Consider the following 25,262-nt stretch of genomic DNA (forward strand, 5'->3'; position numbering starts at 1 on the left):
TCGTCGGCTTAAAAGTATTTGCGCAGATCCATGCCCTGATACATCGAGGCGACGAGCGGCCCGTACCCGTTGAACATCAGCGTTTTGCGCTTCGGCTTGAAAAAGCCGTCTTCGCCGATCCGCCGCTCGGTGGCTTGGCTCCAGCGCGGATGGTCCACGTTCGGGTTCACGTTCGAATAAAACCCGTATTCATGCGGCGCGTAGGTATTCCAACTCGTGGGCGGTTGTTGCTCGACGAAGCGGATCTTGACGATCGATTTCGCGCTTTTGAAGCCGTACTTCCACGGTAAAACGACGCGGATGGGGGCGCCGTTTTGATTCGGCAACACCTGCCCGTACACGCCCATGGTGAGCAGCGTCAGCGGGTTGAGCGCTTCGTCCATCCGCAATCCTTCGGAATACGGCCAATTGAGGATCGGATCGGCGATTCCAGGCATCTGGGACGGGTCGGCAAGCGTGATGAATTGCACGAATTTCGCATTGTTCGTCGGCTGCGCGCGCTTGATCAGCTCCGCGAGGGGGTAGCCCACCCATGGAATGACCATCGACCATCCTTCCACGCATCGATGCCGGTAGACGCGCTCTTCGAGCGGCGCGAGCTTCAGCAACTCGTCGATGTCGTACACCTTCGGGTTCTTGATCTCGCCCTCGACGCTGATGCGCCACGGGTGGGGACGCAATGTGCCCGCGTTTTGGGACGGATCGCTCTTGCCGGTGCCGAACTCGTAGAAATTGTTATACGTCGTCACGTCTTGATACGGCGTGACCTTTTCGTCGACGACGAACTTGGCGTTGGTCGCCGCGACTAGTTTGTGCGCTTTGGCATCGGGCGACGCATAGGCCCCGAACGCGGCGCGGCCGAACCCTAGCGCACCACCGGCGACGGCCAAGCCCGCAGCGCCCGCTGCTTGCAAAACGCGCCGCCGATTGTCGAATACCGCACGCGCGGTAATGTCGCTCGCGGCGATGTCCTCGCCGGCCAGTAAGATCCGCTGCTCTCGTTTGATCAACACGATGCTGCTCCTGATGAAAGAAACCGGGCCGCTGCTCGATGACGCCCCACTGCCGTATATACCGGCGCAAACACCGTTCGGATGCACCGAATTGCGCCGACGAACAAAAAAAAAGCCGCCGCAAGAGCAAACCTGCGGCGGTTTCTTCGTGACGGAGCGCGATCGAAATCGGCGCAGGCGCGTCCTTACAGCTTGCCGTAGCTATGCAGCCCCGACAGGAACATGTTCACGCCGAGGAACGCAAACGTCGTCACGATGAGGCCGGTCAGCGCCCACCAAGCCGCCGCCGTGCCGCGCAGGCCCTTCATCAAGCGCATATGCAACCAGGCGGCATAGTTGAGCCATACGATGAGCGCCCAGGTTTCCTTCGGGTCCCAACTCCAATAGCCGCCCCATGCTTCGGCGGCCCACAGCGCGCCGAGAATCGTCGCCACGGTAAAGAAGGCAAACCCGACGGCGATCGACTTGTACATGACATCGTCGAGCACGACGAGTGAAGGCAGGCGGTCGGCCAAGATCCCGCGCTCGCTGAGCAAATACGCCACGGCGACCATGGCCGAGAGCGCGAACGAACCGTAGCCGATGAAGTTGGCCGGCACGTGAATCTTCATCCACCAGCTCTGCAGCGCGGGGACGAGCGGCTGAATCTGCTGAGCGTCGCGCGCAACCGAGTACCACATGAGGAAGCCGACGGCCGCGCTGATGATGAGCAGCACGAACGCACCAAGCGAACGCGTCGCGTAGTGCCGCTCGTAATACAGATAAAACAGCGCCGTAATCAGGCAAAAGAGGACGAACACTTCGTAGAGGTTCGAGATCGGGATATGGCCGACGTCGCTTCCGATCAAGTACGACTCATACCAACGCACCATCATGCCCGTGAAGCCCATCAACACGGCAAACCAAGTGAGCTTCGAACCGATCGCGGCGCCCGACGGCGAGCGCGACAGCAGTCCGATCCAATAGAACAACGTGGCGAGGACGAACAATGCGCTCATCCACAGGATCGCCGACTGGCTCGACAAGAAGTACTTCAAGAAGAAGGCTGAATCGGCGCGCGCCAAATCGCCGTGATAAATCTGCAACGACAGCAACGAGAACGCGGCGATACCGGCCGCGAGCAGTCGAACCGGCTTCCAGCGCCAGCCGAGCACGAGGAGCGCGGGCACCGTGCACACGAGCACGAGCTTGTCGTAATAGTTCATGTAGGCGTGATAGCGGGACAGCGCGAAGCCGGCCCCGCCGGCGACGAGCGCCGCGAACACCCAATCGATGATGCCGAGGCGGCGCAGGAACGAACGTTCGTCGAGCGCACCGGCGGCCGAATCCGCGGCCGGGCCGGATCGAGAAGCGTGAGTCAGGTCCATGATGAATATCGAGTGTCAGTCTTGCGAGCCGGAGGACGATTCGAGCGCCGGCAACTGCGCGCCGTCTTGCGCGCGGGGATGATGGATCGATGGCGGCGCGTCGTGCGGCGCCGCGCCGAGCACGGCGCCGACCGCGTCGCGCACCGTTGCGAATTCCTTGTCGAAGTCGAGCGTTTTACGTGCCGTCGACATCGCCATCACCACGGTCGTGCCCGTCGCCGCGTCTTTGAGCCAGAACCAGAGCCGCCGCTCGCGCACGTAGAACATCGAGAAGATGCCCGCGACGAGCAGCAAGCTGCCAAGATACACCACTTTCGTGCCGGGCGCGCGCGTGAGCTGGAACACCGACGCCTGCACCTGTTTGAACGAATCAAGCTGCAAATAGACAGGAGATCCGTACAAGAAGCTGTCGGAAAGGGCGTTGATCGAATTCTGCACGAAACGGCTGGCGCTCGGCGTGGCCTTGGCGTCGGGCTCGCCCGCGCGTTCGCGCGCGAGTTGCCACAAATCCCAGGTCGAACCTTCGAGCATACGCAGTAGCAGCGACGCCGCCTTTTCTTGCTCGCCCTTCGGCACCGAGTGGTCGATAAACGCGGCGATCGATTGGAACCCGCCCGGTGCCATGCCCGGCGCCATTTTCGTCACGCTGTCGTCGGCGCCCGCGAACAGGTTGAGTACGCGCGCGGCGCTTTCCTCGAGATGGGTCCGCAGTTCCGGATTCGCATCGGCCACCGAGCGCTCGGCGAACCGATGCGCGGCCTGTGCGCGCAGGCCCGGGTCGGCCAGCGCGGCACGCAGCCGCATCCATTGCGTCAGGCCGCCTTGCTCGTCGGCGGGGATGCGCAGATAGCGGAACGGATCGTTGGGCGTCGTGCGCATACCGGCGAGGAAGTAGCGCGCCCCCTCGACCTCGATCGGCAGCATGTAGTTATTGAACTCGCGTGCCTGCCCATCGGTGCCGCGAATCTTGTACTGAACCGACGGCCCGACGTTTTGCAGATCCATTTGCTTGGACGACTTGGCGCCCGAGCCGAGCCTGGCGTCGAGCATCTGCTCGACGGAATGATGGACGACGACCCCGCGCGCATCGGTCTGGCCGCTGCCGTTTGTGATGTTCTCCACGTTGATCGCGCGGAAATCGGCGAACTCCACGGTTTGACCGTTGACGCCGGGCATCGAGGCCGCAAGCGGCGCCGCGCTGCCGATCGTTCCGGAGACCGGCACCGTCTTCGTCGTATCGCCCGTCATCGGCCAAGCCGTCATCGACATTTGCGAGCCGCCGTCTTGGAAGCTCGATTGATAGATCGAAACGCCGTCGTATTCGAACGGCTTGTTCACTTCGACGCGCGCCGGGATGCGTTTGCCCGTTTGATGATCGACGACGACGATATCGCTTGCGAACAGCTTGGGCATGCCCGTCGAGTAATAGTCGACGATGAACTTCTGGAGCTCGATGGAGAACGGCAGGTCCTGAATCAACGAGCCGTTCGGCTGATTGAGGATCGCGGTGGACACGTGCTGCCCCTCCGGCACCCAGGCGTAGCCCCGAAATGTCGGGTTGGACGGCGAAAGCCGGTGCGCCCCCGAAATGTCGTTGATGACCGCGCTCGTGGAGATCGGCGATTTGCCGAACAGCCACATTTGGAATTTGATCGGCAAGTTGCTGTCCATCAGCCCGCCGATACAGATCACGACGATCGCCAAGTGCGCAAAGATATAACCGATCTTCGAGAGCGCGCCGCGCTTGGCCGCCACGAGCGTCGCGCCTTCCGTTTCGCGCACGACATACCGGTAACCGAGCTTGCCCGCGAGCGCCGACAAACGCTGCGCCGTATCGGCGCGCGCCGCGCCGGCGGCGTACTCGGCCTTATGGTGGAAAGCGCGCAAGCTGCCTTCGCGCACTTTGTCCTTCCAGCTCTTCATGTCGGCGATCATCTTCGGCGCATTGCGTATCACGCACAGCGAGATCGACACGATCAGAAAGCCGAGAATCAGCATGAACCACCACGCGCTATACACCGTGAACAGACCGGCCGCGCGGAAGATGTCGGCCCAGAATGGACCGAACTGATTGACGTAGTTGGGGTAAGGGTCGTCTTGCGTCAGCACGGTCCCCACGATGCTCGCGATCGCCAACACGACGAGCAGCGCGATGGCGAAGCGCATCGAACTCAAAAGCTCGATGACATGCGTGAGGACCCGGCGGTCCGACTTCAACTCAAAACCCGACGTACTGACGCTCATTCAAACTCCCGTGGACCGGGGCGAGCGCATCGAGGGCCACCCAGGTCTCATCCTTCGATCGGCCGGCCGTCGTTGAGCGACGGCCCGGCGCTATCCATCTCGTTACAGCAAAAAAGGGTGAGGGCCGACCGCCGGAGGCGGTGGCGCTCCCACCCTTGTTGTTCTTGCCGGGAGACCCGGCGCTTCGTTCGTTCCCGGTGGTGCTCAGTGCAGGCCGGCGATGTAATCGGCAACCGCCTTGATCTCGTTATCCGAGAGCCGCGAGGCGATCGCGTGCATTACGTCGCTGTTGTTACGCGCCCCCGGACCCTGCTGGAACGCGTGCAACTGCGTCACCGTGTAGTCGGCCCACTGCCACGACAAGCGCGGGTACTGCACGGGGATACCCGTCCCCGTCGGCCCGTGGCAAGCGGCGCACGCCGGCACGTTCTTCTCGGCGATGCCGCCACGGTAAATCTTCTGCCCTTCCTGCACCGCGGCCGGATCGTGCGCGAACCCGGGCTTCGGCGTTTGGCTCGCGAAATACGCGGACACGTTGATCATGTCCTGGTCGTTTAGCGCACCCGCCATGCCGGCCATGATGTCGTTCTTGCGCGCGGCCGCTTTCGCGCCCGCTTGCACTTTGAAGTCTTTCAACTGCTTGACGAGGTAAGCCTGCTGCTGCCCCGCCAATTTCGGAAACGATCCGCTCGCGCTGTTGCCGTCCGCTCCATGACACGCGGCGCATACCTGCGTCGCGATCGCCTGCCCTCGATTCAAATCCGGCTTCGGAGAATCCGCCGCTCTCGTTTGTGCCGCCAAACTCAACAAACCCGCTGCTGCAACGACCTCAAGCACCTTCAAAGACTTGCACAGTCGATTCATTCGCACACCCGGTTTCGTCTTGTGAGAATAGAGTGTCCTCTAGCGCCCGAATTCGGACGCCGCCCTTGCGGACGGCGGGATCGCCAAGCGGCCCGGCGTTTTCCCGAGAGGTTGAAGCAAAAACGACAGCAACCGATCACCGCCAAAAGTCGCACGGCCATAAGTGACGAAGCGCTTGACAAAAGCTTGACAAACACCTCGATCGGTCTCCAGTAAACCGTCGTATTGTACAATAACTCGCTATTCGCCAAGACGCCAGTCGGGCAAGCCCCCGCCTCGTCCGCGCCGTTCTTCGGGCGCATTCCCGCACTCTCCTTCCTGTCTCGCCATGGCCTTCTTGTTGCACCAAGCCCGCTTCTATACGACCGTCAATCATCTGCGCGACCTGCCCGCGACGGTCCAGCCCGAGATCGCCTTCGCCGGACGCTCGAACGCCGGAAAATCGACGGCGATCAACATTTTGTGCAACCAAAAGCGGCTCGCTTTCGCGAGTAAAACGCCCGGCCGCACGCAGCATATCAACTACTTCAGCGTCGGGCCCGAAGCCGAGCCCGCGGGTTATCTCGTGGACTTGCCCGGCTACGGCTACGCTGAAGTGCCCGGCGCGGCCAAGGCGCATTGGGAAGCGCTGCTCTCGAGCTACCTGCAAAGCCGCGCCCAGCTTCGCGGGATGGTGCTGATGATGGACTCGCGGCGCCCGTTGACCGAACTCGACCGGCGCATGATCGAATGGTTCGCGCCCACGGGCAAGCCGATCCATGCGCTCTTGACCAAGTGCGACAAACTGACGCGCCAAGAAAGCGTCAATGCCCTGCGCGCGACCGAGAAAGGTTTCGCCGAGTATCGGGCCGCCGGGTTCAAGGGCGAACTCTCGGCGCAGTTGTTCTCGGCGCTCAAGCGCGTCGGCCTCGACGAAGCCCACGCGCGGCTCGAAGGCTGGCTAGCCGGCGAGGGTGCCGCCCGCGACATGTAGTCGCGGCAGATGCTTGCCAAACCTACGACGAATGCCCATAAAAAAACCCGCCGAATGCCGGCGGGTTGAACAGCCTAATCGAAAAAACGACAGGCACCCGCTCAGGGAGGAGAAGCGGGGAGATCCGCGACGTGCGCTCACTGGGAGGCACGGGCTTCGCTCGATCGCTATCATATACCATTGTTTGCAAAAGTTTTTGTGCCGGCCAGGCCGGCGCTTTCACTCACCGATAGCGATTTCGCCCCTATGAGCTTCTATCCGCATCACCGCCCTCGCCGCATGCGTCGTGACGATTTTTCTCGCCGGCTTATGCGCGAAAACACGCTGACGACGAACGACTTGATCTACCCCGTGTTCATCGTCGACGGCAATAACGTCCGTCAACCCGTCGCCTCGATGCCGGGTGTCGAGCGCGTCTCGGTCGATCTGTTGATGGGCGTGGCAGAGCAATGCGTGGCGCTCGGCGTACCGGTGCTCTCGCTGTTTCCGGCGATCGAGCCGGCGCTGAAGACCCCCGATGGCCGCGAGGCGGCGAACCCCGAGGGATTGATTCCGCGCGCCGTGCGCGAGTTGAAAAAGCGCTTTCCGGAACTCGGCGTGTTGACCGACGTCGCGCTCGATCCTTACACGAGCCACGGGCAAGACGGCGTGCTCGACGAAGCGGGCTACGTGCTGAACGACGAAACGGTCGAGATCCTCGTCGAGCAAGCGCGCGCCCAGGCCGAGGCCGGCGTCGACATCGTCGCGCCGTCGGACATGATGGACGGGCGCATCGGCGCCCTGCGCGAAATGCTCGAAAGCGAGGGGCACATCTACACGCGCATCATGGCGTACGCAGCCAAGTACGCCTCGGCGTTTTATGGTCCGTTCCGCGACGCGGTAGGCTCCGCGACGAATCTGGGCAAGAGCAACAAGATGACTTACCAGATGGATCCGGCCAATTCGGATGAAGCGCTGCGCGAGGTGCGCATGGATATCGACGAAGGCGCCGACATGGTGATGGTCAAGCCCGGCATGCCGTACCTCGATATCGTGCGCCGCGTGAAGGACGAGTTTCGCTTTCCGACCTACGTCTATCAGGTGAGCGGCGAATACGCGATGCTCAAGGCCGCGGCGCAAAACGGCTGGCTCGATCACGACAAGGTCGTGCTCGAGTCGTTGCTCGCATTCAAGCGCGCAGGTGCGGATGGCGTGCTGACCTACTTTGCGCTCGATGCGGCGCGTCTGCTGCGGGCACAGAAGTAACGATCGCAGCGCCTTCGCGGGGCGATCCTCGCGGTTGCAAGCATGCGGCCGAGGGATCGCTCAATCGGAGCGGGTAGCGGCGCCCGCCCCGCACCGCTTGCCTCAAGACTGCAATGCGGGCGCGACGCGATCGAGACTACGCAAGAACTTATCGGGCGACTCGTAGCCGACGACGCGCAGCACTTCCTTGCCCGTGCGGTCGAAGAAGATGATCCCGGGCGGACCGAATAGATCGAAGCGTTTGAGCAAGGCTTGGTCGTCGACATTGTTCGCCGTGACGTCCGCTCGCAGCAACTGCAACTCGGCAAGCCGCGCCTGTACGCGCTTGTCCGAGAACGTGAAGCGCTCCATTTCCTTGCAGCTTACGCACCAGTCCGCGTAAAAGTCGAGCATCGCGGGGCGCGTATCGGTCTTCAGCACGGCATCGAGCTTCTCGCTCGACTGAATCGGGGCAAATTTCGCTTCGGGCTGCACGGTACCGCTCGTGCCTTGCGGCCCACCGGCTGCGCGCGCGGCCAGCACCTGGAGTGGGTGCACCGGATCGCCCGAACCCGCCGCCAAGCCGACGAGCAGTGCCGCCGCCCAAATCGCGAGCGCCGCGCCGAGGCCGCGACCCAACCGGCGCCAGACCGAGGGGCCGCCCGCATTGGGCGTGAAGAGTCCCAACGCCGCCGCCGCGATCAACAGCCATAGCGCGCCGAGCACCATTTGCGCCGCCGACGACAATACGGGCCAGACGATCCAGAGCGCGGCGGCGAGCAACACGACGCCGAAGAACACCTTGACGCCATCCATCCAGGCGCCCGCGCGCGGCAGCAGCGTGCCGGCGCCCAACCCGATGATGAGCAGCGGGACACCGAGGCCGAGTCCCATCGAAAACAATGCCGTGCCGCCGAGAACGGCATTGCCCGTATGCGCGATAAAGGCAAGCACCGCGAACAGCGGCGCCGTCATACAAGCGCCGACGACGAGCGCCGAGAGCGCCCCCATGACGGCCACGGCCGCGAAGGTGCCGCCCGAACGCCGGCTCGACGCCTGCGATACGCCGTCTTGCCAGCGCTGCGGCAGCACGAGATCGACGCCGGCGATCAGCGTCAACGCGAAGGCGGTCAACAGCACGCCAAAAAACCCGAGGACCCAGGGATTCTGCAGCCAGGCCCCGAGCGACTGCCCGACGAGTGCGGCCGCGATCCCCAGTGCCGTATAGACGAGCGCCATGCCGACGACATAGGCAAGCGACAGGGCGAACCCGCGCGCGCGCGTGACTTGCGTGCCTTGCCCGATGATGATTGCCGAAACGATCGGGATCATCGGATACGAGCACGGCAGCAGGCTCAATACCAGCCCAGCCAAGAAATACAAACCCACGGTGGCGGCGAAACTACCGCCCTGCAATAGCGATTGCGCGTAATCGGCGCTCGTCGCCCGCTCGTACCAAGAGGCCTGCTGCGTCGCGGCCCCTCCGGTTGGCGCGGCACCGCCCGCATCGGCGTTCAACGCGGCGCCTTTGACGTGATAGACATGGTCGGCAGGCGGATAACAGATGCCGCCGTCGGCACACCCTTGCGACGTGACGACGAGGTCGAACGGACCCGAGGCGGTCTGAACCGGCACGCGAACGGTCAGATCGCCGCGATAGGTTTCGACGTTCTTCTCGAACGTCGGATCGAATTTGACGTGACCCGCCGGCATTTGCGCCGCGCCGAGCGTGGCCGTGCCGTTTTTCACCGCGAACTGAAAGCGCTCGCGATACAGGTAATAGCCATCGGCGACCTTGAAGTGGACATCGACTTCTCGCGGCTTTTCTTCGGCGCTGAAGCGGAACGCGACCGATGGATCGAGAAAATCGTCCGCGTGCGCCACGCCGGCGAGCCCAGCCCCGAGCGCGGCGCATGCAATGAGAAACACCATGGCGCGTGCGAGCACGCGCGAGAAGTTGGAAAGCGGCTTAAACATGGGTCGGTCGATCGGTCTCGGTCACCACCCAGGCCCCGTATGCGGCCGATGCATTGGCTTGCCACGTCAGCAATTCGGGGGTCTCGTAAGGGTGATTCGCCGCAATGAATCGCTCGAGCTCGAGCGAGCGCGCGGCGCTGGTTTTGAACAGCAATTGGATTTCGTCCGCGGTTTCCATCTCGCCCTTCCATCGGTAGCGAGAGCGCACCTTGCCCAATTCCGTCACGCACGCAGCCAAGCGCAACTCCAGCGCGGCATGCGCGAGCTTTTGCGCCGACTCGTCATCGGGAACCGTCGTCAACACGAGCACCACAGGCAAGGACAAGGCGTCTTCCTAGAAGCGATCCAACACGCCGCTATCGTATCACCGCCCGCGCTTTCGCCCTCTCGGCCCGCTCAGCCTGGGCGAGCCGCGTCACTTGGCCGCGCGGGCGCCGTTCTTCCCTGAAATCCGATGCGCAAACAAAAAGGGCCAAGCTCACGCTTGACCCCTTGTGCCGAATCACTCGAAGGCAAGCCGTGCGGCTTGCCCCGGTCTTTATTCAGCTTCTTGCACTTCTTCCGCTTCCACCGGTTCCGGGCGATCGAGCAATTCGACCAATGCCATCGGAGCGTTGTCGCCCACGCGGAAACCGAACTTCAGGATGCGCAGATAGCCGCCCGGACGGTTCGCGAAACGCGGACCGAGCACGTCGAACAGCTTCGTGACGGAGTCGCGATCGCGCAGGCGGTTGAACGCCAGACGACGGTTCGCGAGCGAGGGCTTCTTGCCGAGCGTGATGAGCGGCTCGACAACCTTGCGGAGTTCCTTCGCCTTCGGCAGCGTCGTCTTGATGACTTCGTGCTCGATCAGCGAGTTGGACATGTTACGGAGCATTGCCAGACGGTGGCTGCTCGTGCGGTTCAGTTTCCGCAGACCATGACGGTGACGCATTTCAGTTCCTTCGTTCGAAGTTTTGATCCAGCTCTTCTATCGTCCCCGCCGAATGAAGCAAGCGGTGCGGACACGGGCCGGTAAGAAAAAAGACAAGACGCGGATTTTAAAGGAAAATCCGCGTCTTTGCCAGACGTGGGGCGCACGCGCCCCGATACATTACTTGTCGAGACCAGCCGGCGGCCAGTTTTCGAGCTTCATGCCGAGCGTCAAGCCGCGCGACGCGAGCACTTCCTTGATCTCGTTCAGCGACTTGCGGCCCAGGTTCGGCGTCTTGAGCAGCTCGTTTTCCGTGCGCTGGATCAGATCGCCGATGTAGTAGATGTTCTCGGCCTTCAAGCAGTTGGCCGAGCGCACCGTCAACTCGAGATCGTCCACCGGACGCAGCAGGATCGGGTCGATCTGCGGCGCGCGCGACGGGGCTTCGGCTGCGGCTTCCGTGCCTTCCAGCGCCGCGAAAACGGCCAACTGGTCGACCAGAATACGAGCCGATTGACGAATCGCTTCCTCCGGCGAAATCACGCCGTTGGTCTCGATGTTCATCACGAGCTTATCGAGGTCGGTACGCTGTTCGACGCGGGCGCTTTCCACGGCGTAGCTCACGCGGCGAACCGGCGAGAACGACGCGTCCAGCACGATGCGGCCGATGATCTTGGCCGTTTCCTCGCCGTAGCGGCGCACGTTGCCGGGCACATAGCCGCGGCCCTTCTCGACCTTGATCTGCACGTCGAGCTTGCCGCCCTTCGACAGATGCGCCACGACGTGATCGGGGTTGATCACTTCGCAATCGTGCGGCAACTCGATGTCGCGAGCCGTCACGACACCTTCGCCTTCCTTGCGCAGCGTGACCGTCACTTCGTCACGGTTGTGCAGCTTGAAGACGATGCCCTTCATGTTCAAGAGCAGGTTGACGACGTCTTCTTGCACGCCGTCGATCGTCGAGTACTCGTGCACCACGCCTGCGATCGTCACTTCCGTCGGCGCATAGCCGACCATCGACGACAGCAGCACGCGCCGAAGCGCGTTGCCCAACGTGTGGCCGTAACCGCGTTCAAACGGTTCCATGACCACTTTCGCGTGGCTCTCGCCCAGCGATTCCACAGCGATGATCTTGGGCTTCAACAAACTGGTTTGCATAGGTTTTCCTTTTCAATACCCTCGGCTCGTTACACCGATAAGGCTGACCGGTCACACCCTGAAAATAAACAGCCGAGGTTCCCCCTTGCGCAACGCAATCGAGGTACCCCGGCCGTAAATCCGATTAGCGCGAATACAATTCGACGATCAGGCTTTCGTTGATGTCGCCGGCGATATCGCTACGTTCCGGCATCTGCTTGAACGTGCCTTCGAACTTCTTCGCATCGACCGCAACCCAGCTCGCGATACCGCTTTGCTCGGCGAGCGACAGCGCTTCGAGAATACGGGCTTGCTTCTTGGCTTGCTCGCGAACGGCGATCACGTCGCCCGCCTTCACTTGCAGCGACGGAATGTTCGCCACGACGCCGTTCACCGTGATCGCCTTGTGGCTCACGAGCTGGCGTGCTTCGGCGCGCGTCGAGCCGAAGCCCATGCGATAGACGACGTTGTCGAGACGCGACTCGAGCAATTGCAGCAGGTTTTCACCCGTGTTGCCCTTGCGGCGGTCGGCTTCGGCGAAGTAACGGCGGAATTGGCGCTCGAGCACGCCGTAGATGCGCTTCACTTTTTGCTTTTCGCGAAGCTGCGTGCCGTAGTCGGACGTACGGGCGCCCGACGTGCGGCCGTGCTGGCCCGGCTTGCTATCGAGCTTGCACTTGTCGGCGAGCGAGCGGCGCGCGCTCTTCAGGAACAGGTCAGTGCCTTCACGGCGGGACAACTTGGCTTTAGGGCCGGTATAGCGTGCCACTTTGCTTTCCTTCTGGTTTAGTCACGCAAACTTTCGTCTGCGCTAGTCCGTTCCCCGGAGGGGACGAACGGTGGGCTTAGTCAAACACAAACGATGCGCGGACAATGCGCAAATAGCCTGTTGGCGCGGGTCAGCGCCAACAGGCGTCATACAGGCGCGCGTCTTAGATACGACGACGCTTCGGCGGACGGCAGCCGTTGTGCGGAACGGGCGTAACGTCGGAGATCGCCGTGATCTTGATGCCAAGACCATGCAGAGCGCGCACCGCCGATTCGCGGCCGGGGCCGGGGCCCTTGATCCGCACTTCGAGGTTCTTCACGCCGTATTCCATCGCCACGCGACCGGCCGACTCCGCAGCAACCTGCGCCGCGAACGGCGTCGACTTGCGCGAGCCCTTGAAGCCCTGGCCACCCGACGTTGCCCAGGCAAGCGCGTTGCCTTGACGGTCGGTGATCGTGATGATGGTGTTGTTGAACGACGCGTGAACGTGAACCACGCCCTCGGCGACGTTCTTCTTGACCTTCTTGCGAACGCGTTGCGCCGCGGTGTTGTTCGAAGCCTTAGCCATTACGTTTTCCTGTAACTGTCAGTCGCGCTTATTTCTTCAGCGATTGGGCAGCGCGGCGCGGACCCTTGCGCGTACGGGCGTTCGTGCGCGTACGTTGGCCACGCAGGGGCAGACCCTTGCGATGACGGACGCCGCGGTAGCAGCCGAGGTCCATCAGACGCTTGATGTTCATCGTCACTTCACGGCGCAGGTCGCCTTCGACAACGAACTTGCCGACTTCTTCACGCAGCTTTTCGAGATCAGCGTCCGTCAGGTCCTTGACCTTCTTGTTCACTGCGACGCCAGCCGTTTCGCAAATTTGTTGCGAACGCGTGCGACCGATCCCGTAGATCGCCGTCAGGCCGATCACGGTGTGCTGGTGGTTCGGGATGTTCACCCCTGCAATACGAGCCATTGTTTTTCCTCAAACAAAAAGCGCAAGCAAAAGCGCGGCGTTCAGCCTTGGCGCTGTTTGTGGCGCGGATCAGAGCTGCAAATCACGCGCACGACACCTTTGCGCTTGATGATCTTGCAATTGCGGCAAATGCGCTTAACCGATGCCATCACTTTCATGATATTACCCTTTTTTCAAATCACTTCGCCCGGAACACGATCCGCGCACGCGACAAATCGTAAGGCGTCAACTCAACTGTCACTTTGTCGCCGGGCAGGATACGGATGTAGTGCATCCGCATCTTGCCGGAGATATGCCCCAACACGACATGACCGTTTTCCAGCTTCACGCGGAAGGTAGCATTAGGCAGGTTCTCGATGACCTCGCCCTGCATCTGGATTACATCGTCTTTGGCCATAAGTCCTTTCAACGCATCGGGATGTTGCCGCCGCCCTTGAAGTTCGCCTTCTTGAGCAACGACTCATACTGTTGCGACATAACGTACGACTGCACCTGCGCCATGAAGTCCATCGTGACGACGACAATGATCAGCAGCGACGTTCCACCAAAATAAAACGGTACGTTCCAGCGCAGCACCAGAAACTCGGGTAGCAAGCAGACGAACACGATGTAGATCGCACCGGCCAGCGTCAGACGCGTGAGGATGCGGTCGATATACCGTGCGGTCTGGTCGCCCGGACGGATGCCCGGAACGAATGCGCCGCTTTTCTTCAGGTTGTCGGCCGTCTCTCTGCTGTTGAACACCAACGCGGTGTAGAAGAAGCAGAAGAACACGATCGCCAACGCATACAGCAACACGTACACAGGCTGACCGGGCTTCAGGGCCTCGGCGACGTTGTGCAGCGTATCGGTGAGCCAGTTGCCGCGCGTACCCGAGCTGAACCAATTCAGGATCGTTGCCGGGAACAAGATGATCGACGATGCGAAGATCGGCGGAATCACGCCCGACATGTTCAGCTTGAGCGGCAGATGCGACGACTGTCCGCCGTAAATCTTGTTACCGACCTGGCGCTTCGCGTAGTTCACGAGGATCTTGCGCTGACCACGCTCGATGAACACCACGAGGTAGGTCACGGCACCGATCAACGCCACCACGACAATCGCCGTGAACGGATACATCGAACCCGACTGCACGAGCGACACGAGACCGCCCACCGCATTCGGAAAACCCGCGGCGATACCGCCGAAGATGATGATCGAGATCCCGTTGCCCAGACCGCGTTCGGTGATCTGCTCACCGAGCCACATCAAGAACATCGTGCCGGTCACGAGCGTCACGACCGTCGTCAGGCGAAACACCATACCCGGATCGATCACGAGGCCCGGCTGGTTCTCGAGCGCCACGGCGATGCCGAACGCTTGGAACGTCGCCAGCAGCACAGTGAAAATCCGCGTGTATTGCGTGATCTTGCGCTGCCCTGCCTGGCCTTCCTTCTTCAGCGCTTCGAGCTGCGGCGACACGATTGCGAGCAGTTGCATGATGATCGAGGAGGAGATGTACGGCATGATCCCCAACGCGAAAATCGTGAACCGCGACAGCGCACCGCCCGAGAACATGTTGAACATGCCCAGGATGCCGCCCGACTGGCTCTGGAACAGCTTCGCCAACTGGTCCGGGTCGATCCCCGGCACCGGAATGTGCGCGCCGATGCGATAGACGATCAGCGCCAGGAGCAAGAACATTGCTCGCCGGCGCAGATCGCCGAACTTCGCCGTGCTTCGACCGGTTTTTGCGAGACTCGGGCTGTTAGCCAAGTACCTTCTCCGATGCAAATGTCATTGACGGCAATCGGCTTATCACGCGATCGAAAGCCAATTACTCGGCGAACGAGCCGCCGGCCGCTTCGATCGCGGCACGCGCACCCTTCGTCGCACCCAGGCCCTTCACGACGATCTTGCGCGAGATCTCGCCCGTGGCGATGATCTTGGCGCTCTTCGTCAGCTCACCGACGAGGCCGGCTTGCTTCAGTGCGAGCAAGTCGATTTCGTCGACGGGCAGGGCTTGCAGATCGCCCAGGCGCACTTCACCGACGAATTCCTTCGTCAGCGACGTGAACCCGCGCTTCGGCAGGCGACGTTGCAGCGGCATTTGACCGCCTTCGAAGCCGACCTTGTGAAAGCCGCCCGAACGCGATTTCTGACCTTTGTGACCACGGCCGGCCGTCTTACCGAGGCCGGAGCCGATACCACGGCCGACGCGACGCTTGGCGTGCTTGGCGCCCGCGGCGGGCTTCAGGTTGTTCAATTCCATATTCAACTCCTCGAGTCCCTGACCGCGTTTAAGCGATGACCTTAACAAGGTACGAGACCTTGTTGATCATGCCGCGCACGGCGGGCGTGTCTTGCAGTTCGCTGACCGAGTTGAGTCGGCGCAGGCCCAGGCCGCGCACCGTGGCACGGTGCGATTCGCGGGTCCCAATCAGGCTCTTGACGAGCTGAACCTTGACAGTTTTATCAGACATGGTGACCACCTAGGCATTAGCCCAAAATTTCTTCGACCGACTTGCCGCGCTTCGCAGCGATGTCGCCCGGCGTCGACTGCTTGCGCAGACCGTCGAGCGTGGCACGCACGAGGTTGTACGGGTTCGTCGAACCGTGGCTCTTCGCAACGACGTTTTGCACGCCCATCACGTCGAACACCGCGCGCATCGGGCCGCCGGCGATCACGCCGGTACCGTCCTTCGCCGGAGCGAGCAGAACAACCGACGCGCCATGCTTGCCGTGCACTTCGTGCTGCAGCGTGCCGTTCTTGAGCGGCACCTTGAACATGTTGCGGCGGGCCTGTTCCATTGCCTTTTGCACGGCAACCGGCACTTCCTTCGCCTTGCCCTTGCCCATGCCGACGCGGCCGTCACCGTCGCCGACCACGGTCAGTGCGGCGAAGCCGAGAATCCGGCCGCCCTTCACCACCTTGGTCACGCGGTTGACCGAGATCATCTTTTCGCGAAGGCCGTCGTCGCGTTCGTCAGCCTGAACTTTCGCTTGCATCTTTGCCATGACGAATTCCTTCCCTTAGAACTTGAGCCCGGCTTCGCGCGCCGCATCGGCCAGCGCCTTCACGCGGCCGTGGTAGCGAAAGCCCGAGCGATCGAAGGCGACGGATTCGACGCCGGCGGCCTTGGCTTTTTCAGCGATACGCTTGCCGATCAGCGTGGCGGCGGCGATGTTGCCGCCCTTGCCCGATTGGTCGGCCAATTGCGCACGCACTTCAGCTTCGAGCGTCGACGCGCTGGCGAGCACCTTGGTGCCGCAGGGCGAGAACACTTGCGCATAGATATGCGTGTTCGTGCGATGCACAGCAAGGCGCGCGACCTGCAATTCGGCGATCTTGATACGCGTCTGACGAGCGCGGCGCAGGCGAGATTGAGTCTTATCCATGATTGCGCACCCTTACTTCTTCTTCGTTTCTTTGAGGATCACCACCTCGTCGGCGTAGCGCACACCCTTGCCCTTGTAGGGCTCAGGCGGGCGATAGCCGCGCACTTCGGCAGCGACTTGGCCGACTTTCTGCTTGTCGATCCCCTTGATCACGATTTCCGTTTGCGACGGGGTTTCAGCCTTCACGCCTTCCGGCATTTGGTGCACCACGGGGTGCGAGAAACCCAGCGACAGATTCAGCTTGTCGCCTTGCGCTTGCGCACGATAACCCACGCCGACGAGGGTGAGCTTGCGCTCGAAACCCTTCGTCGCGCCGTGCACCATGTTCGCGACGATCGCGCGCATCGTGCCCGACATCGCATTCGCTTCGCGGCTTTCGTCAACCGGCTCGAACTTCAGGACGGCGCCGTCGACGACGACCTTCACGAGCTTGTTTTCAGCTTGCGAAATCGTGCCGAGCGCGCCCTTGACCGTAATGAGGCCGCCTTCGACCTTCACTTCGGCGCCGTTCAGCGCAACCGGGCTTTTACCTACTCGAGACATGTTTCTTCTCCTCTTTCGGCGTTAAGCGACGTAGCAGATGACTTCGCCGCCGACGCCATTGGCGCGGGCCTTGCGGTCGGTCATCACACCCTTGGGCGTCGAAACGATCGCGACGCCGAGGCCGTTCATGACCTGCGGGATGTCATTGCGACCGCGGTACACGCGCAGACCAGGCTTCGAGACGCGCTCGAGGCGCTCGATGACCGGACGGCCAGCGTAGTACTTCAACGCGATGTTCAATTCCGACTTCGCGCCTTCCGACTTCACGGCGAAGTCGTCGATATAACCTTCGTCCTTCAGGACTTGCGCAATCGCCACCTTAACTTTCGACGAGGGCATTGCCACCGAAACCTTCTCGACCATCTGCGCGTTGCGGATGCGAGTCAGCATATCGGCGATAGGATCACTCATGCTCATTTATGTTTCTCCTATTACCAGCTCGCCTTGGTCAGGCCGGGGATCTCGCCGCGGAATGCGATTTCGCGAATCTTGTTACGCGCAAGTCCGAACTTGCGGAACGTGCCGCGCGGACGACCCGTGATCGCGCAGCGATTGCGCTTGCGCGTCGGGTTGGCGTTGCGGGGCAGTTGTTGCAGCTCGAGGCGAGCTGCATAGCGCTCTTCTTCCGACTTCGATTGGTCGTCGATGATCGCCTTCAGCGCTTCGCGCTTCGGGGCGAACTTCGCCGCCAGGCGGGCGCGCTTCTTTTCACGTTCGATCAGTGCCAGTTTAGCCACGGTAACCTCAGTTTCTGAACGGGAACTTGAAGCTGGCGAGCAGTGCCTTGGCTTCTTCGTCGGTCTTCGCGGTCGTGGTGATGCTGATGTTCAGCCCACGCAGCGCGTCGATTTTGTCGTAGTCGATTTCGGGGAAAATGATCTGCTCTTTCACACCGATGTTGTAGTTGCCGCGACCGTCGAACGCCCGACCCGACACACCACGGAAGTCACGCACGCGGGGCAGCGCCACCGTCACGAAACGATCCAGGAATTCGTACATCGCTTGACCACGCAGCGTGACCATCGCGCCGATCGGGTAGCCTTGACGGATCTTGAAGCCCGCGATTGCCTTGCGAGCCTTCGTCACGACCGGCTTTTGACCTGCGATCTTCGTCAGATCGCCCACGGCGTTTTCGATGATCTTCTTGTCAGCGACGGCTTCGCCAAGACCCATGTTCAGGGTGATCTTGGTGATGCGCGGCACTTCCATGACCGACTTGTAGCCGAACTTCTCGATAAGGCCGGGAACGACCTTCTCTTTGTAAAACTCTTGCAAACGAGCCATTTTTTATACTCCGCAGCGTCAGGCGCTCAGCACGGCACCGGTCGTCTTCAGGAAGCGCACCTTCTTGCCGTCCTCGACCTTGATGCCCACACGCGAGGCTTTGCCGTTCGCGTCGACGAGCGCGACGTTCGAAATGTGCAGCGGCATCGTCTTCGCTTCCACGCCACCCGTCGTACCCTTCATCGGGTTCGGCTTGACGTGCTTCTTAACGAGGTTGATGCCTTCCACCGTCACGCGATCTTCACCGACGGCCAGCACCACACCACGCTTGCCCTTGTCCTTGCCGGTGATGACGACGACTTCGTCACCCTTGCGAATCTTGTTCATCGCGACTCCTTACAGCACTTCCGGCGCGAGCGAAACGATCTTCATGAACCGTTCGCTACGCAACTCACGCGTGACCGGCCCGAAAATGCGGGTGCCGATGGGCTCGAGCTTGGTATTCAACAAGACGGCTGCATTGCCGTCGAACTTGATCAGCGAGCCGTCTTGGCGACGAACACCCTTGGCGGTGCGAACCACCACGGCGTTATAGATTTCGCCTTTCTTCACGCGCCCGCGCGGCGTTGCCTCTTTGACGCTCACCTTGATGATGTCGCCGATGTTGGCATAACGACGCTTCGAGCCGCCGAGCACCTTGATGCACATGACTTCACGCGCACCCGTGTTGTCGGCCACTTCAAGCCGAGATTCGGTCTGGATCATGGTTTATCTTTCCCAACTTAATCCGCCTGCACCACCATGGTTCAGTCGGTCAGTCTTGGTCCCGTCAGCCAATCGGCTGCTTGGGTTAGAACAGCAGCGACGGCAACGAAACCGCCATCGCAATCGAGTGATTCCTGCGGAGCGGGCTTGGGCGCCCTTCCGCTTCCCCTCTACGGCGTCCGTAACGGATCCCATAAAGAGGGAAGACCGAGATTATATCAAATAACCTCGGTCTTGCAAGCGAAATCTACAGCGATTTCAACGACTTCTACTACGTACCGCTTAGATCACGCGCGCGGCTTCCACAAGGCGGGACACGGTCCAGGCTTTCGTCTTCGAGATCGGACGCGTTTCCTGGATTTCGACGAGGTCGCCCTCGTTGTACGTGTTCGCGTCGTCATGCGCGTGGTACTTCTTCGAGCGCACGACGTACTTGCCGTAGATCGGGTGCTTCACGCGGTGCTCGACGAGCACGGTGACCGTCTTGTCCATCTTGTTGCTGACGACCTTGCCGATCAGCGTCCGCTTGAGCGAGGTTTTTACGCTATCGTTCATTTCTGGTTCGCCTTCTCAGTCAGGACGGTCCGCACACGTGCGATGTCGCGACGAACCTTCTTTAGCTGGCTCGTGTTCGTGAGCTGCTGCGTCGCGAGTTGCATGCGCAGGCCGAATTGCGCTTTCAACAGGTCCGTCAGCTCTTTGTTGAGCGCGGCCGTGTCTTTTTGGTGAAGTTCAGACGCCTTCATCGTTTGCTCCTTAAGCGCCGAGCTGACGAACGATGAACGTCGTCTTCAGCGGCAGCTTGGCTGCTGCCAGACGGAACGCTTCACGTGCCAGTTCTTCGGATACGCCATCCATTTCGTACAGCATCTTGCCCGGCTGGATCTCGGCGACGTAGTACTCGGGGTTACCCTTACCGTTACCCATCCGCACTTCAGCCGGCTTTTGCGAGATCGGCTTGTCCGGGAAAATGCGAATCCAGATGCGGCCGCCGCGCTTGATGTGACGCGTCATGGCACGACGCGCCGCTTCGATTTGACGCGCGGTCAAACGGCCGCGACCGATAGCCTTCAGGCCGAACTCACCGAACGACACGGCGTTGCCGCGCGTCGCGATACCGGTGTTACGACCCTTCTGCTCTTTGCGATACTTCCTGCGTTTCGGTTGCAGCATCGTTATTCTCCAGTCTTGCCGTCGCCGCCGGCGCCGCCGCGACGCGGCGCGCCACGACGTGCACCTGCCGGCGCGCCACCTTCACCGTCGCGACGGGGACGGCGATCGCCCGGACGCGCGTTGCGGCGCGGACGCTTTTCTTCCGGCGCTTCCTCGACGACCGGCGCATCGTTGCGGCCCAGCGTGTCGCCCTTATAGACCCACACCTTCACGCCGATGATGCCGTACGTCGTCTTCGCTTCCGACGTTGCGTAGTCGATATCGGCACGCAGCGTGTGCAGGGGCACGCGACCTTCGCGATACCACTCCGTACGGGCGATTTCGATACCGTTCAGACGGCCGGCGCTCATGATCTTGATGCCTTGCGCGCCCAGACGCATCGCGTTTTGCATTGCACGCTTCATCGCGCGGCGGAACATGATCCGGCGCTCGAGCTGTTGCGTGATCGAATCGGCGATCAACTGCGCATCGGTTTCCGGCTTGCGGATTTCCTCGATGTTCACGTGCACGGGCACGCCCATGCGCTTTTGCAGCTCGGACTTCAAGAGTTCGATGTCCTCGCCCTTCTTGCCGATCACGACACCAGGACGCGAGCTGAAAATCGTGATGCGCGCGTTCTTCGCCGGACGCTCGATGACGACGCGGCCGACCGAAGCGTTCTTCAGCTTCTTCTTCAGGTATTCACGAACACCGATGTCTTCCTGCAGCATCGCCGCGAAATTGTTGTTGCTCGCGTACCAACGCGAAGCCCAATTGCGGCTGACGGCCAGACGGAAGCCAGTCGGATGAATTTTCTGTCCCATCGTATGACCCCTTAATTCCCGACCGTCACAGTGATGTGACAGGATTGCTTCTCGATGCGATTGCCGCGGCCCTTGGCGCGCGCGGTAAACCGCTTCAGCGAGGCAGCCTTGTCGACGTAGATGCTCTTGATCTTGAGCTCGTCGATGTCGGCGCCCTCGTTGTGCTCCGCATTCGCGATCGCCGACAGCACGACCTTCTTCACGATGCCAGCCGCCTTCTTCGGCGAGAACGTCAGGACGTTCAGCGCCTTGTCGACCGGCAAACCGCGGATCTGGTCAGCCACAAGGCGCGTTTTCTGCGCCGAGATGCGGGCACCGCGATGAATTGCTTTCACTTCCATCTTGATTGCCCCTTATTTCTTGGCCTTCTTGTCGGCCGCGTGACCCTTGAACGTCCGGGTCAATGCGAACTCGCCAAGCTTGTGGCCGACCATGTTTTCCGAGATGTACACCGGAACGTGTTGACGGCCGTTATGAACGGCGATCGTCAGGCCGATGAAATCCGGGAGGATCGTCGAGCGACGCGACCAGGTCTTGATCGGCTTCTTGTCGCGCGAAGCTGCTGCCGCCTCAACTTTCTTCAGCAAATGGGCGTCGCAGAACGGACCTTTTTTAACAGAACGTGCCATTGCCTACTCCTTAACGCTTGTGACGGCGCTGGACGATCATCGTCGTCGTGCGCTTGTTGCGACGGGTGCGATAGCCCTTCGTCTGCTGGCCCCACGGGCTGACCGGGTGGCGGCCTGCAGCCGTACGGCCTTCACCACCGCCGTGCGGGTGATCGACCGGGTTCATCGCGACACCACGCACCGTCGGGCGGATACCGCGCCAGCGGTTCGCGCCGGCCTTACCGATTTGGCGCAGGCTGTGCTCTTCGTTGCCCACCTCGCCGATCGTCGCGCGGCACTCGATATGCACGCGGCGGATTTCGCCCGAACGCAGACGAACCTGCGCGTACGTGCCTTCACGAGCGAGCAGCATGGCCGACGTACCGGCCGAACGCGCGATTTGCGCACCCTTGCCCGGCAGCATCTCGATGCAGTGGATCGTCGTACCGACCGGGATGTTGCGGATCGGCAGCGTGTTGCCTGCGCGGATCGGCGCTTCGGAGCCCGACATCAGCGTTTGACCGACCGTCATGCCCTTCGAGGCGATGATGTAGCGGCGTTCGCCGTCTGCGTACAGCACGAGCGCGATGTTCGCGCTACGGTTCGGGTCGTACTCGAGACGTTCGACCTTCGCCGGAATGCCATCCTTCGTGCGACGGAAATCGATAACGCGGTAGTGTTGCTTGTGACCGCCGCCTTGGTGGCGCGTCGTCACATGGCCGTTGTTGTTACGACCGGCGGCCTTGCTCTGCGGCTCGAGCAGCGCTGCGTGCGGCTTGCCCTTATGCAGATCCTTGTTGACCACCTTGACCATCGCGCGGCGACCCGGCGAGGTCGGTTTAACTTTCACGATTGCCATGATTACTTGGCCTCCGCTTCAAAGTTGATTTCCTGGCCGGGCTTCAAGCAGACGTAGGCCTTCCTCACGTCCTTGCGCTTGCCCATGAAACGGCCAAAGCGCTTGGCCTTGCCCTTCACGTTCAGCACATTGACGGAATCGACTTCCACCTTGAACAGCAGCTCAACGGCGGCCTTCACTTCCTGCTTCGTCGCATCCGGGGCGACTTCGAACACGACCTGCTCGTTCTTGTCGGCCACCAGCGTCGCCTTTTCGGAGATCACCGGCGCGAGCAGGACCTGCATCAAACGATGATCGTTTTTGCGAATCTCGCTCATGACAGCAACTCCTCGATCTGGGCGACCGCTGCCTTCGTGATCAGCACTTTCTTGAAGTAGATCAGCGACAACGGATCGGCGTAACGCGGCTCGACAACGGCCACGTGGGCCAGGTTGCGCGACGCGAGGTACAGGTTCTCGTCGACCGTGTCGGTGATCACCAGCACGGAGTCGAGGCCCATGGCCTTGAATTTTTCGGCCAGCAGCTTCGTCTTCGGCGCTTCGAGAACGATGTCCTCGACAACCGACAGACGGCCTTCGCGGGCGAGCTGCGAGAAGATCGAGCAGAGGCCTGCGCGATGCATCTTCTTGTTGACCTTGTGCGAGAAGTTCTCTTCGGGCGAGTTCGGGAAAATCCGACCACCGCCACGCCACAACGGGCTCGACGACATACCGGCACGAGCGCGGCCCGTACCCTTCTGACGCCACGGCTTCTTCGTCGTGTGCTTGACTTGTTCGCGATCCTTCTGCGCGCGGTTGCCGCTACGGGCGTTGGCTTGATAAGCCACCACGACTTGGTGAATCAGCGCTTCGTTGTAGTCACGGCCGAACACGACGTCCGACGCGTTCACGCCTGCGCCTTCTTGACCGTTAGCATTGAGGAGCTTCAGTTCCATTATTTCGCTCCTTTCGCGGCACGCGTCTTCACTGCCGGCGTCACGAAAACTTTGCCGCCCTTCGCGCCAGGCACTGCACCCTTGACGAGCAGCAGCTTGCGATCGGCGTCGATACGAGCGATTTCGAGGTTTTGCACCGTGACGGTCTCGTCACCCATGTGACCCGTCATGCGCTTGCCGGGGAACACGCGACCCGGATCTTGCGCCATACCGATCGAACCCGGGACGTTGTGCGAACGCGAGTTACCGTGCGTTGCGCGGCCCGAGCTGAAGTTGTAGCGCTTGATCGTGCCGGCGTAGCCCTTACCGATCGACACGCCTTGCACGTCAATCTTTTGGCCGACTTCGAACAGGTCGACACCGATCACGGCGCCGGCGGACAGCTCGGCAGCCTTTGCGGCATCGATCTTGAATTCCTTGAGAATTTCACCGGCTTGCACGCCGGCTTTGGCGAGGTGACCTGCCAGCGGCTTCGTCACACGCGAGGGACGGCGCGTACCGAATGCCACTTGAACGGCGGTGTAGCCATCCGTTTCAACGGTCTTGATCTGCGCCACGCGGTTGTCGGACACGTCCAGCACGGTGACGGGAATCGAGTCCCCATCCGCCGTGAAGATACGGGTCATGCCAACCTTGCGACCTACGAGTCCAAGGCTCATCGTTTTCTCCATTCCCGACTGCGATTGGCCGGGGCTAATTTACAAAATGCCGGTACCAGGAGGCGCGTTTGCAACGTTCTTGCAACGTGCCGCTAGGCTTTTTACGGCCGTTTGTGCCGCATCGCCGCGCACAAACTGACACCGACTTTTTACGCAAATACGCGAAAAGCCTTGCATTATAGCGAGGCTTTCCGTTTTTCGCAAGCAATCAAAGACTTACCGCCACGGCCCGGAAGCCGTGGCGCCGCAAACCTTATTGCAGCTTGATTTCCACGTCCACGCCGGCCGGGAGATCCAGCTTCATCAGCGCGTCGACGGTCTTGTCCGTCGGATCGACGATGTCCATCAGGCGTTGGTGCGTGCGGATTTCGAGCTGATCGCGCGACGTCTTGTTGACGTGCGGCGAACGCAGGATGTCGAAGCGTTGAATGCGGGTCGGCAGGGGTACCGGACCGCGAACGATCGCACCAGTCCGCTTCGCCGTGTCGACGATCTCGGCTGCCGATTGATCGATCAGACGATAGTCGAATGCTTTGAGGCGAATGCGGATTTTCTGGTTTTGCATGACGATTCCTTCGAAAGAGCGAGGCAGCTTTGCGCCGCCGAATTAGGAAAAGAGCGTGGGTTCGGCCGTCCGCCGGGAAGCGGAGCGCCCGGACCCGGGCACGTTTTACTGCGGTACAGCGATACTTCAGCGGCGGCTCGCGACGGCTTGCGCCGCGCGAACCGCGAAACCAGCGATTTTACTCGATGATCTTCGCAACGACACCTGCGCCGACGGTACGGCCGCCTTCGCGGATGGCGAAGCGCAGACCTTCTTCCATGGCGATCGGGGCGATCAGCTTCACCGTGATGGCGACGTTGTCACCCGGC

General features: G+C 61.3%; 38 protein-coding genes. 2 read left to right on the plus strand and 36 right to left on the minus strand.

The window, feature by feature from the left end:
* Positions 1-8 precede the first annotated feature (8 nt).
* The 4 genes from msrP to DXT59_RS16990 form a co-directional block, all read right to left on the minus strand.
* Positions 9-1,013: a protein-methionine-sulfoxide reductase catalytic subunit MsrP gene (gene msrP / locus DXT59_RS16975; RefSeq protein WP_116138048.1), complete on the minus strand. Its 1,005-nt coding sequence runs from the start codon at positions 1,011-1,013 to the stop codon at positions 9-11.
* Between the two features lie 185 nt (positions 1,014-1,198).
* The gene (ccsB, locus tag DXT59_RS16980) at positions 1,199-2,380 is read right to left on the minus strand and encodes a c-type cytochrome biogenesis protein CcsB (protein WP_116138049.1); all 1,182 of its coding nucleotides are present in this window, start codon (positions 2,378-2,380) and stop codon (positions 1,199-1,201) included.
* Between the two features lie 15 nt (positions 2,381-2,395).
* Positions 2,396-4,624 (minus strand): cytochrome c biogenesis protein ResB, encoded by a 2,229-nt coding sequence (locus DXT59_RS16985; protein ID WP_116138050.1) that lies wholly within the window; start codon positions 4,622-4,624, stop codon positions 2,396-2,398.
* 204 nt (positions 4,625-4,828) lie between these two features.
* Entirely contained in the window at positions 4,829-5,488 is a 660-nt protein-coding gene (locus DXT59_RS16990; protein WP_116138051.1) for a c-type cytochrome, read from the minus strand.
* A 328-nt stretch (positions 5,489-5,816) separates the two neighbouring features.
* On the opposite strand from DXT59_RS16990, the gene yihA reads away from it, so the two are divergent.
* The gene (gene yihA / locus DXT59_RS16995; protein WP_116138052.1) at positions 5,817-6,461 is read left to right on the plus strand and encodes a ribosome biogenesis GTP-binding protein YihA/YsxC; all 645 of its coding nucleotides are present in this window, start codon (positions 5,817-5,819) and stop codon (positions 6,459-6,461) included.
* A gap of 246 nt (positions 6,462-6,707) precedes the next feature.
* Positions 6,708-7,706, plus strand: a complete 999-nt coding sequence (gene hemB, locus DXT59_RS17005) for a porphobilinogen synthase (protein ID WP_116138054.1) — start codon at positions 6,708-6,710, stop codon at positions 7,704-7,706.
* A gap of 102 nt (positions 7,707-7,808) precedes the next feature.
* On the opposite strand, the gene dsbD is transcribed toward hemB, so the two are convergent.
* The 32 genes from dsbD to DXT59_RS17165 form a co-directional block, all read right to left on the minus strand.
* Entirely contained in the window at positions 7,809-9,662 is a 1,854-nt protein-coding gene (dsbD, locus tag DXT59_RS17010) for a protein-disulfide reductase DsbD (protein WP_116138055.1), read from the minus strand.
* On the minus strand, positions 9,655-9,987 hold the full coding sequence (cutA, locus tag DXT59_RS17015; RefSeq protein WP_240324553.1) for a divalent-cation tolerance protein CutA: 333 nt from the start codon (positions 9,985-9,987) through the stop codon (positions 9,655-9,657). The genes dsbD and cutA overlap by 8 nt, the downstream gene beginning before the upstream one ends.
* 213 nt (positions 9,988-10,200) lie before the next feature.
* Positions 10,201-10,596 carry a 50S ribosomal protein L17 gene (gene rplQ / locus DXT59_RS17020; protein WP_085228303.1) on the minus strand — a complete coding sequence of 132 codons (396 nt, stop codon included), beginning with the start codon at positions 10,594-10,596 and terminating at the stop codon, positions 10,201-10,203.
* Between the two features lie 159 nt (positions 10,597-10,755).
* The gene (locus DXT59_RS17025) at positions 10,756-11,733 is read right to left on the minus strand and encodes a DNA-directed RNA polymerase subunit alpha (protein WP_102645123.1); all 978 of its coding nucleotides are present in this window, start codon (positions 11,731-11,733) and stop codon (positions 10,756-10,758) included.
* Positions 11,734-11,857: 124 nt separating this feature from the next.
* Complete coding sequence (rpsD, locus tag DXT59_RS17030) at positions 11,858-12,481, minus strand: 30S ribosomal protein S4 (RefSeq protein ID WP_116138057.1); 624 nt, start codon at positions 12,479-12,481, stop codon at positions 11,858-11,860.
* A 163-nt stretch (positions 12,482-12,644) separates the two neighbouring features.
* Complete coding sequence (rpsK, locus tag DXT59_RS17035) at positions 12,645-13,049, minus strand: 30S ribosomal protein S11 (RefSeq protein WP_017777173.1); 405 nt, start codon at positions 13,047-13,049, stop codon at positions 12,645-12,647.
* Positions 13,050-13,077: 28 nt separating this feature from the next.
* Positions 13,078-13,443 (minus strand): 30S ribosomal protein S13, encoded by a 366-nt coding sequence (rpsM, locus tag DXT59_RS17040; protein ID WP_116138058.1) that lies wholly within the window; start codon positions 13,441-13,443, stop codon positions 13,078-13,080.
* Between the two features lie 41 nt (positions 13,444-13,484).
* Complete coding sequence (gene rpmJ, locus DXT59_RS17045) at positions 13,485-13,601, minus strand: 50S ribosomal protein L36 (RefSeq protein WP_004199844.1); 117 nt, start codon at positions 13,599-13,601, stop codon at positions 13,485-13,487.
* 20 nt (positions 13,602-13,621) lie between these two features.
* Positions 13,622-13,840, minus strand: coding sequence for a translation initiation factor IF-1 (gene infA, locus DXT59_RS17050; protein ID WP_004521905.1), 219 nt, complete (start codon positions 13,838-13,840; stop codon positions 13,622-13,624).
* Between the two features lie 8 nt (positions 13,841-13,848).
* Positions 13,849-15,198 carry a preprotein translocase subunit SecY gene (secY, locus tag DXT59_RS17055; protein ID WP_116138059.1) on the minus strand — a complete coding sequence of 450 codons (1,350 nt, stop codon included), beginning with the start codon at positions 15,196-15,198 and terminating at the stop codon, positions 13,849-13,851.
* Between the two features lie 61 nt (positions 15,199-15,259).
* On the minus strand, positions 15,260-15,694 hold the full coding sequence (gene rplO / locus DXT59_RS17060; RefSeq protein ID WP_102611082.1) for a 50S ribosomal protein L15: 435 nt from the start codon (positions 15,692-15,694) through the stop codon (positions 15,260-15,262).
* A gap of 28 nt (positions 15,695-15,722) precedes the next feature.
* Complete coding sequence (rpmD, locus tag DXT59_RS17065) at positions 15,723-15,905, minus strand: 50S ribosomal protein L30 (RefSeq protein WP_102645119.1); 183 nt, start codon at positions 15,903-15,905, stop codon at positions 15,723-15,725.
* 16 nt (positions 15,906-15,921) lie between these two features.
* The gene (rpsE, locus tag DXT59_RS17070) at positions 15,922-16,440 is read right to left on the minus strand and encodes a 30S ribosomal protein S5 (RefSeq protein WP_116138060.1); all 519 of its coding nucleotides are present in this window, start codon (positions 16,438-16,440) and stop codon (positions 15,922-15,924) included.
* A gap of 15 nt (positions 16,441-16,455) precedes the next feature.
* Positions 16,456-16,821, minus strand: coding sequence for a 50S ribosomal protein L18 (gene rplR, locus DXT59_RS17075; RefSeq protein WP_102645117.1), 366 nt, complete (start codon positions 16,819-16,821; stop codon positions 16,456-16,458).
* Between the two features lie 12 nt (positions 16,822-16,833).
* The gene (rplF, locus tag DXT59_RS17080; protein ID WP_116138061.1) at positions 16,834-17,364 is read right to left on the minus strand and encodes a 50S ribosomal protein L6; all 531 of its coding nucleotides are present in this window, start codon (positions 17,362-17,364) and stop codon (positions 16,834-16,836) included.
* 21 nt (positions 17,365-17,385) lie between these two features.
* A complete protein-coding gene (rpsH, locus tag DXT59_RS17085; protein WP_102645115.1) occupies positions 17,386-17,781 on the minus strand; it encodes a 30S ribosomal protein S8 in 396 nt (131 codons plus the stop codon).
* A 14-nt stretch (positions 17,782-17,795) separates the two neighbouring features.
* Entirely contained in the window at positions 17,796-18,101 is a 306-nt protein-coding gene (rpsN, locus tag DXT59_RS17090; protein ID WP_085228311.1) for a 30S ribosomal protein S14, read from the minus strand.
* Between the two features lie 7 nt (positions 18,102-18,108).
* Positions 18,109-18,648, minus strand: a complete 540-nt coding sequence (gene rplE, locus DXT59_RS17095; protein WP_102645114.1) for a 50S ribosomal protein L5 — start codon at positions 18,646-18,648, stop codon at positions 18,109-18,111.
* Positions 18,649-18,666: 18 nt separating this feature from the next.
* Entirely contained in the window at positions 18,667-18,975 is a 309-nt protein-coding gene (rplX, locus tag DXT59_RS17100; RefSeq protein WP_102645113.1) for a 50S ribosomal protein L24, read from the minus strand.
* Between the two features lie 9 nt (positions 18,976-18,984).
* Positions 18,985-19,353: a 50S ribosomal protein L14 gene (gene rplN, locus DXT59_RS17105; RefSeq protein WP_102645112.1), complete on the minus strand. Its 369-nt coding sequence runs from the start codon at positions 19,351-19,353 to the stop codon at positions 18,985-18,987.
* A 282-nt stretch (positions 19,354-19,635) separates the two neighbouring features.
* Positions 19,636-19,908, minus strand: coding sequence for a 30S ribosomal protein S17 (rpsQ, locus tag DXT59_RS17110; RefSeq protein ID WP_102645111.1), 273 nt, complete (start codon positions 19,906-19,908; stop codon positions 19,636-19,638).
* Positions 19,905-20,099 carry a 50S ribosomal protein L29 gene (gene rpmC / locus DXT59_RS17115; protein ID WP_102645110.1) on the minus strand — a complete coding sequence of 65 codons (195 nt, stop codon included), beginning with the start codon at positions 20,097-20,099 and terminating at the stop codon, positions 19,905-19,907. The genes rpsQ and rpmC overlap by 4 nt, the downstream gene beginning before the upstream one ends.
* 10 nt (positions 20,100-20,109) lie before the next feature.
* Positions 20,110-20,526 carry a 50S ribosomal protein L16 gene (rplP, locus tag DXT59_RS17120; RefSeq protein ID WP_102611091.1) on the minus strand — a complete coding sequence of 139 codons (417 nt, stop codon included), beginning with the start codon at positions 20,524-20,526 and terminating at the stop codon, positions 20,110-20,112.
* Positions 20,527-20,528: 2 nt separating this feature from the next.
* Positions 20,529-21,329, minus strand: coding sequence for a 30S ribosomal protein S3 (gene rpsC / locus DXT59_RS17125; RefSeq protein ID WP_102645108.1), 801 nt, complete (start codon positions 21,327-21,329; stop codon positions 20,529-20,531).
* An 11-nt stretch (positions 21,330-21,340) separates the two neighbouring features.
* Positions 21,341-21,670, minus strand: coding sequence for a 50S ribosomal protein L22 (gene rplV, locus DXT59_RS17130; RefSeq protein ID WP_004199272.1), 330 nt, complete (start codon positions 21,668-21,670; stop codon positions 21,341-21,343).
* Positions 21,671-21,682: 12 nt separating this feature from the next.
* The gene (gene rpsS, locus DXT59_RS17135; RefSeq protein WP_004199273.1) at positions 21,683-21,958 is read right to left on the minus strand and encodes a 30S ribosomal protein S19; all 276 of its coding nucleotides are present in this window, start codon (positions 21,956-21,958) and stop codon (positions 21,683-21,685) included.
* A 10-nt stretch (positions 21,959-21,968) separates the two neighbouring features.
* The gene (rplB, locus tag DXT59_RS17140) at positions 21,969-22,796 is read right to left on the minus strand and encodes a 50S ribosomal protein L2 (protein ID WP_116138062.1); all 828 of its coding nucleotides are present in this window, start codon (positions 22,794-22,796) and stop codon (positions 21,969-21,971) included.
* A 2-nt stretch (positions 22,797-22,798) separates the two neighbouring features.
* A complete protein-coding gene (gene rplW / locus DXT59_RS17145; protein ID WP_116138063.1) occupies positions 22,799-23,113 on the minus strand; it encodes a 50S ribosomal protein L23 in 315 nt (104 codons plus the stop codon).
* Positions 23,110-23,730 (minus strand): 50S ribosomal protein L4, encoded by a 621-nt coding sequence (gene rplD / locus DXT59_RS17150; RefSeq protein WP_116138064.1) that lies wholly within the window; start codon positions 23,728-23,730, stop codon positions 23,110-23,112. Before rplD ends, rplW begins: the two co-directional genes overlap by 4 nt.
* Positions 23,730-24,389: a 50S ribosomal protein L3 gene (gene rplC / locus DXT59_RS17155; protein WP_116138072.1), complete on the minus strand. Its 660-nt coding sequence runs from the start codon at positions 24,387-24,389 to the stop codon at positions 23,730-23,732. The genes rplD and rplC overlap by 1 nt, the downstream gene beginning before the upstream one ends.
* A gap of 253 nt (positions 24,390-24,642) precedes the next feature.
* Entirely contained in the window at positions 24,643-24,954 is a 312-nt protein-coding gene (gene rpsJ / locus DXT59_RS17160; RefSeq protein WP_006998489.1) for a 30S ribosomal protein S10, read from the minus strand.
* A 178-nt stretch (positions 24,955-25,132) separates the two neighbouring features.
* Positions 25,133-25,262 (minus strand): EF-Tu C-terminal domain-related protein (locus DXT59_RS17165; protein ID WP_476718430.1); only part of this gene is annotated, 130 nt, incomplete at its 5' end.

This window comes from Trinickia diaoshuihuensis (assembly GCF_003390925.1).
Classification (GTDB): Bacteria; Pseudomonadota; Gammaproteobacteria; order Burkholderiales; family Burkholderiaceae; genus Trinickia; species Trinickia diaoshuihuensis.

Excerpts from the sequence above, each read along its gene's own strand:
- rpsK (WP_017777173.1), bottom strand. The coding sequence starts at position 13,049 with ATGGCTAAGGCTTCGAACAACACCGCGGCGCAACGCGTTCGCAAGAAG.
- rpmC (WP_102645110.1), bottom strand. The coding sequence starts at position 20,099 with ATGAAGGCGTCTGAACTTCACCAAAAAGACACGGCCGCGCTCAACAAA.
- dsbD (WP_116138055.1), bottom strand. The coding sequence starts at position 9,662 with ATGTTTAAGCCGCTTTCCAACTTCTCGCGCGTGCTCGCACGCGCCATG.
- rpsJ (WP_006998489.1), bottom strand. The coding sequence starts at position 24,954 with ATGCAAAACCAGAAAATCCGCATTCGCCTCAAAGCATTCGACTATCGT.
- DXT59_RS16990 (WP_116138051.1), bottom strand. The coding sequence starts at position 5,488 with ATGAATCGACTGTGCAAGTCTTTGAAGGTGCTTGAGGTCGTTGCAGCA.
- rpsE (WP_116138060.1), bottom strand. The coding sequence starts at position 16,440 with ATGGCAAAGATGCAAGCGAAAGTTCAGGCTGACGAACGCGACGACGGC.
- rplQ (WP_085228303.1), bottom strand. The coding sequence starts at position 10,596 with ATGCGTCACCGTCATGGTCTGCGGAAACTGAACCGCACGAGCAGCCAC.
- DXT59_RS16985 (WP_116138050.1), bottom strand. The coding sequence starts at position 4,624 with ATGAGCGTCAGTACGTCGGGTTTTGAGTTGAAGTCGGACCGCCGGGTC.
- rplX (WP_102645113.1), bottom strand. The coding sequence starts at position 18,975 with ATGAACAAGATTCGCAAGGGTGACGAAGTCGTCGTCATCACCGGCAAG.
- rpsS (WP_004199273.1), bottom strand. The coding sequence starts at position 21,958 with ATGGCACGTTCTGTTAAAAAAGGTCCGTTCTGCGACGCCCATTTGCTG.
- rplW (WP_116138063.1), bottom strand. The coding sequence starts at position 23,113 with ATGAGCGAGATTCGCAAAAACGATCATCGTTTGATGCAGGTCCTGCTC.
- rplB (WP_116138062.1), bottom strand. The coding sequence starts at position 22,796 with ATGGCAATCGTGAAAGTTAAACCGACCTCGCCGGGTCGCCGCGCGATG.
- rplO (WP_102611082.1), bottom strand. The coding sequence starts at position 15,694 with ATGGAATTGAACAACCTGAAGCCCGCCGCGGGCGCCAAGCACGCCAAG.
- infA (WP_004521905.1), bottom strand. The coding sequence starts at position 13,840 with ATGGCCAAAGACGATGTAATCCAGATGCAGGGCGAGGTCATCGAGAAC.
- rplD (WP_116138064.1), bottom strand. The coding sequence starts at position 23,730 with ATGGAACTGAAGCTCCTCAATGCTAACGGTCAAGAAGGCGCAGGCGTG.
- rpsQ (WP_102645111.1), bottom strand. The coding sequence starts at position 19,908 with ATGAACGATAGCGTAAAAACCTCGCTCAAGCGGACGCTGATCGGCAAG.
- rplF (WP_116138061.1), bottom strand. The coding sequence starts at position 17,364 with ATGTCTCGAGTAGGTAAAAGCCCGGTTGCGCTGAACGGCGCCGAAGTG.
- rplE (WP_102645114.1), bottom strand. The coding sequence starts at position 18,648 with ATGGCTCGTTTGCAAGAGTTTTACAAAGAGAAGGTCGTTCCCGGCCTT.
- rplV (WP_004199272.1), bottom strand. The coding sequence starts at position 21,670 with ATGGAAGTGAAAGCAATTCATCGCGGTGCCCGCATCTCGGCGCAGAAA.
- hemB (WP_116138054.1), top strand. The coding sequence starts at position 6,708 with ATGAGCTTCTATCCGCATCACCGCCCTCGCCGCATGCGTCGTGACGAT.
- rpsH (WP_102645115.1), bottom strand. The coding sequence starts at position 17,781 with ATGAGCATGAGTGATCCTATCGCCGATATGCTGACTCGCATCCGCAAC.
- rplN (WP_102645112.1), bottom strand. The coding sequence starts at position 19,353 with ATGATCCAGACCGAATCTCGGCTTGAAGTGGCCGACAACACGGGTGCG.
- rplC (WP_116138072.1), bottom strand. The coding sequence starts at position 24,389 with ATGAGCCTTGGACTCGTAGGTCGCAAGGTTGGCATGACCCGTATCTTC.
- rplP (WP_102611091.1), bottom strand. The coding sequence starts at position 20,526 with ATGCTGCAACCGAAACGCAGGAAGTATCGCAAAGAGCAGAAGGGTCGT.
- rpsC (WP_102645108.1), bottom strand. The coding sequence starts at position 21,329 with ATGGGACAGAAAATTCATCCGACTGGCTTCCGTCTGGCCGTCAGCCGC.
- rplR (WP_102645117.1), bottom strand. The coding sequence starts at position 16,821 with ATGGATAAGACTCAATCTCGCCTGCGCCGCGCTCGTCAGACGCGTATC.
- rpmJ (WP_004199844.1), bottom strand. The coding sequence starts at position 13,601 with ATGAAAGTGATGGCATCGGTTAAGCGCATTTGCCGCAATTGCAAGATC.
- yihA (WP_116138052.1), top strand. The coding sequence starts at position 5,817 with ATGGCCTTCTTGTTGCACCAAGCCCGCTTCTATACGACCGTCAATCAT.
- DXT59_RS17025 (WP_102645123.1), bottom strand. The coding sequence starts at position 11,733 with ATGCAAACCAGTTTGTTGAAGCCCAAGATCATCGCTGTGGAATCGCTG.
- rpsM (WP_116138058.1), bottom strand. The coding sequence starts at position 13,443 with ATGGCTCGTATTGCAGGGGTGAACATCCCGAACCACCAGCACACCGTG.
- ccsB (WP_116138049.1), bottom strand. The coding sequence starts at position 2,380 with ATGGACCTGACTCACGCTTCTCGATCCGGCCCGGCCGCGGATTCGGCC.
- rpmD (WP_102645119.1), bottom strand. The coding sequence starts at position 15,905 with ATGTCTGATAAAACTGTCAAGGTTCAGCTCGTCAAGAGCCTGATTGGG.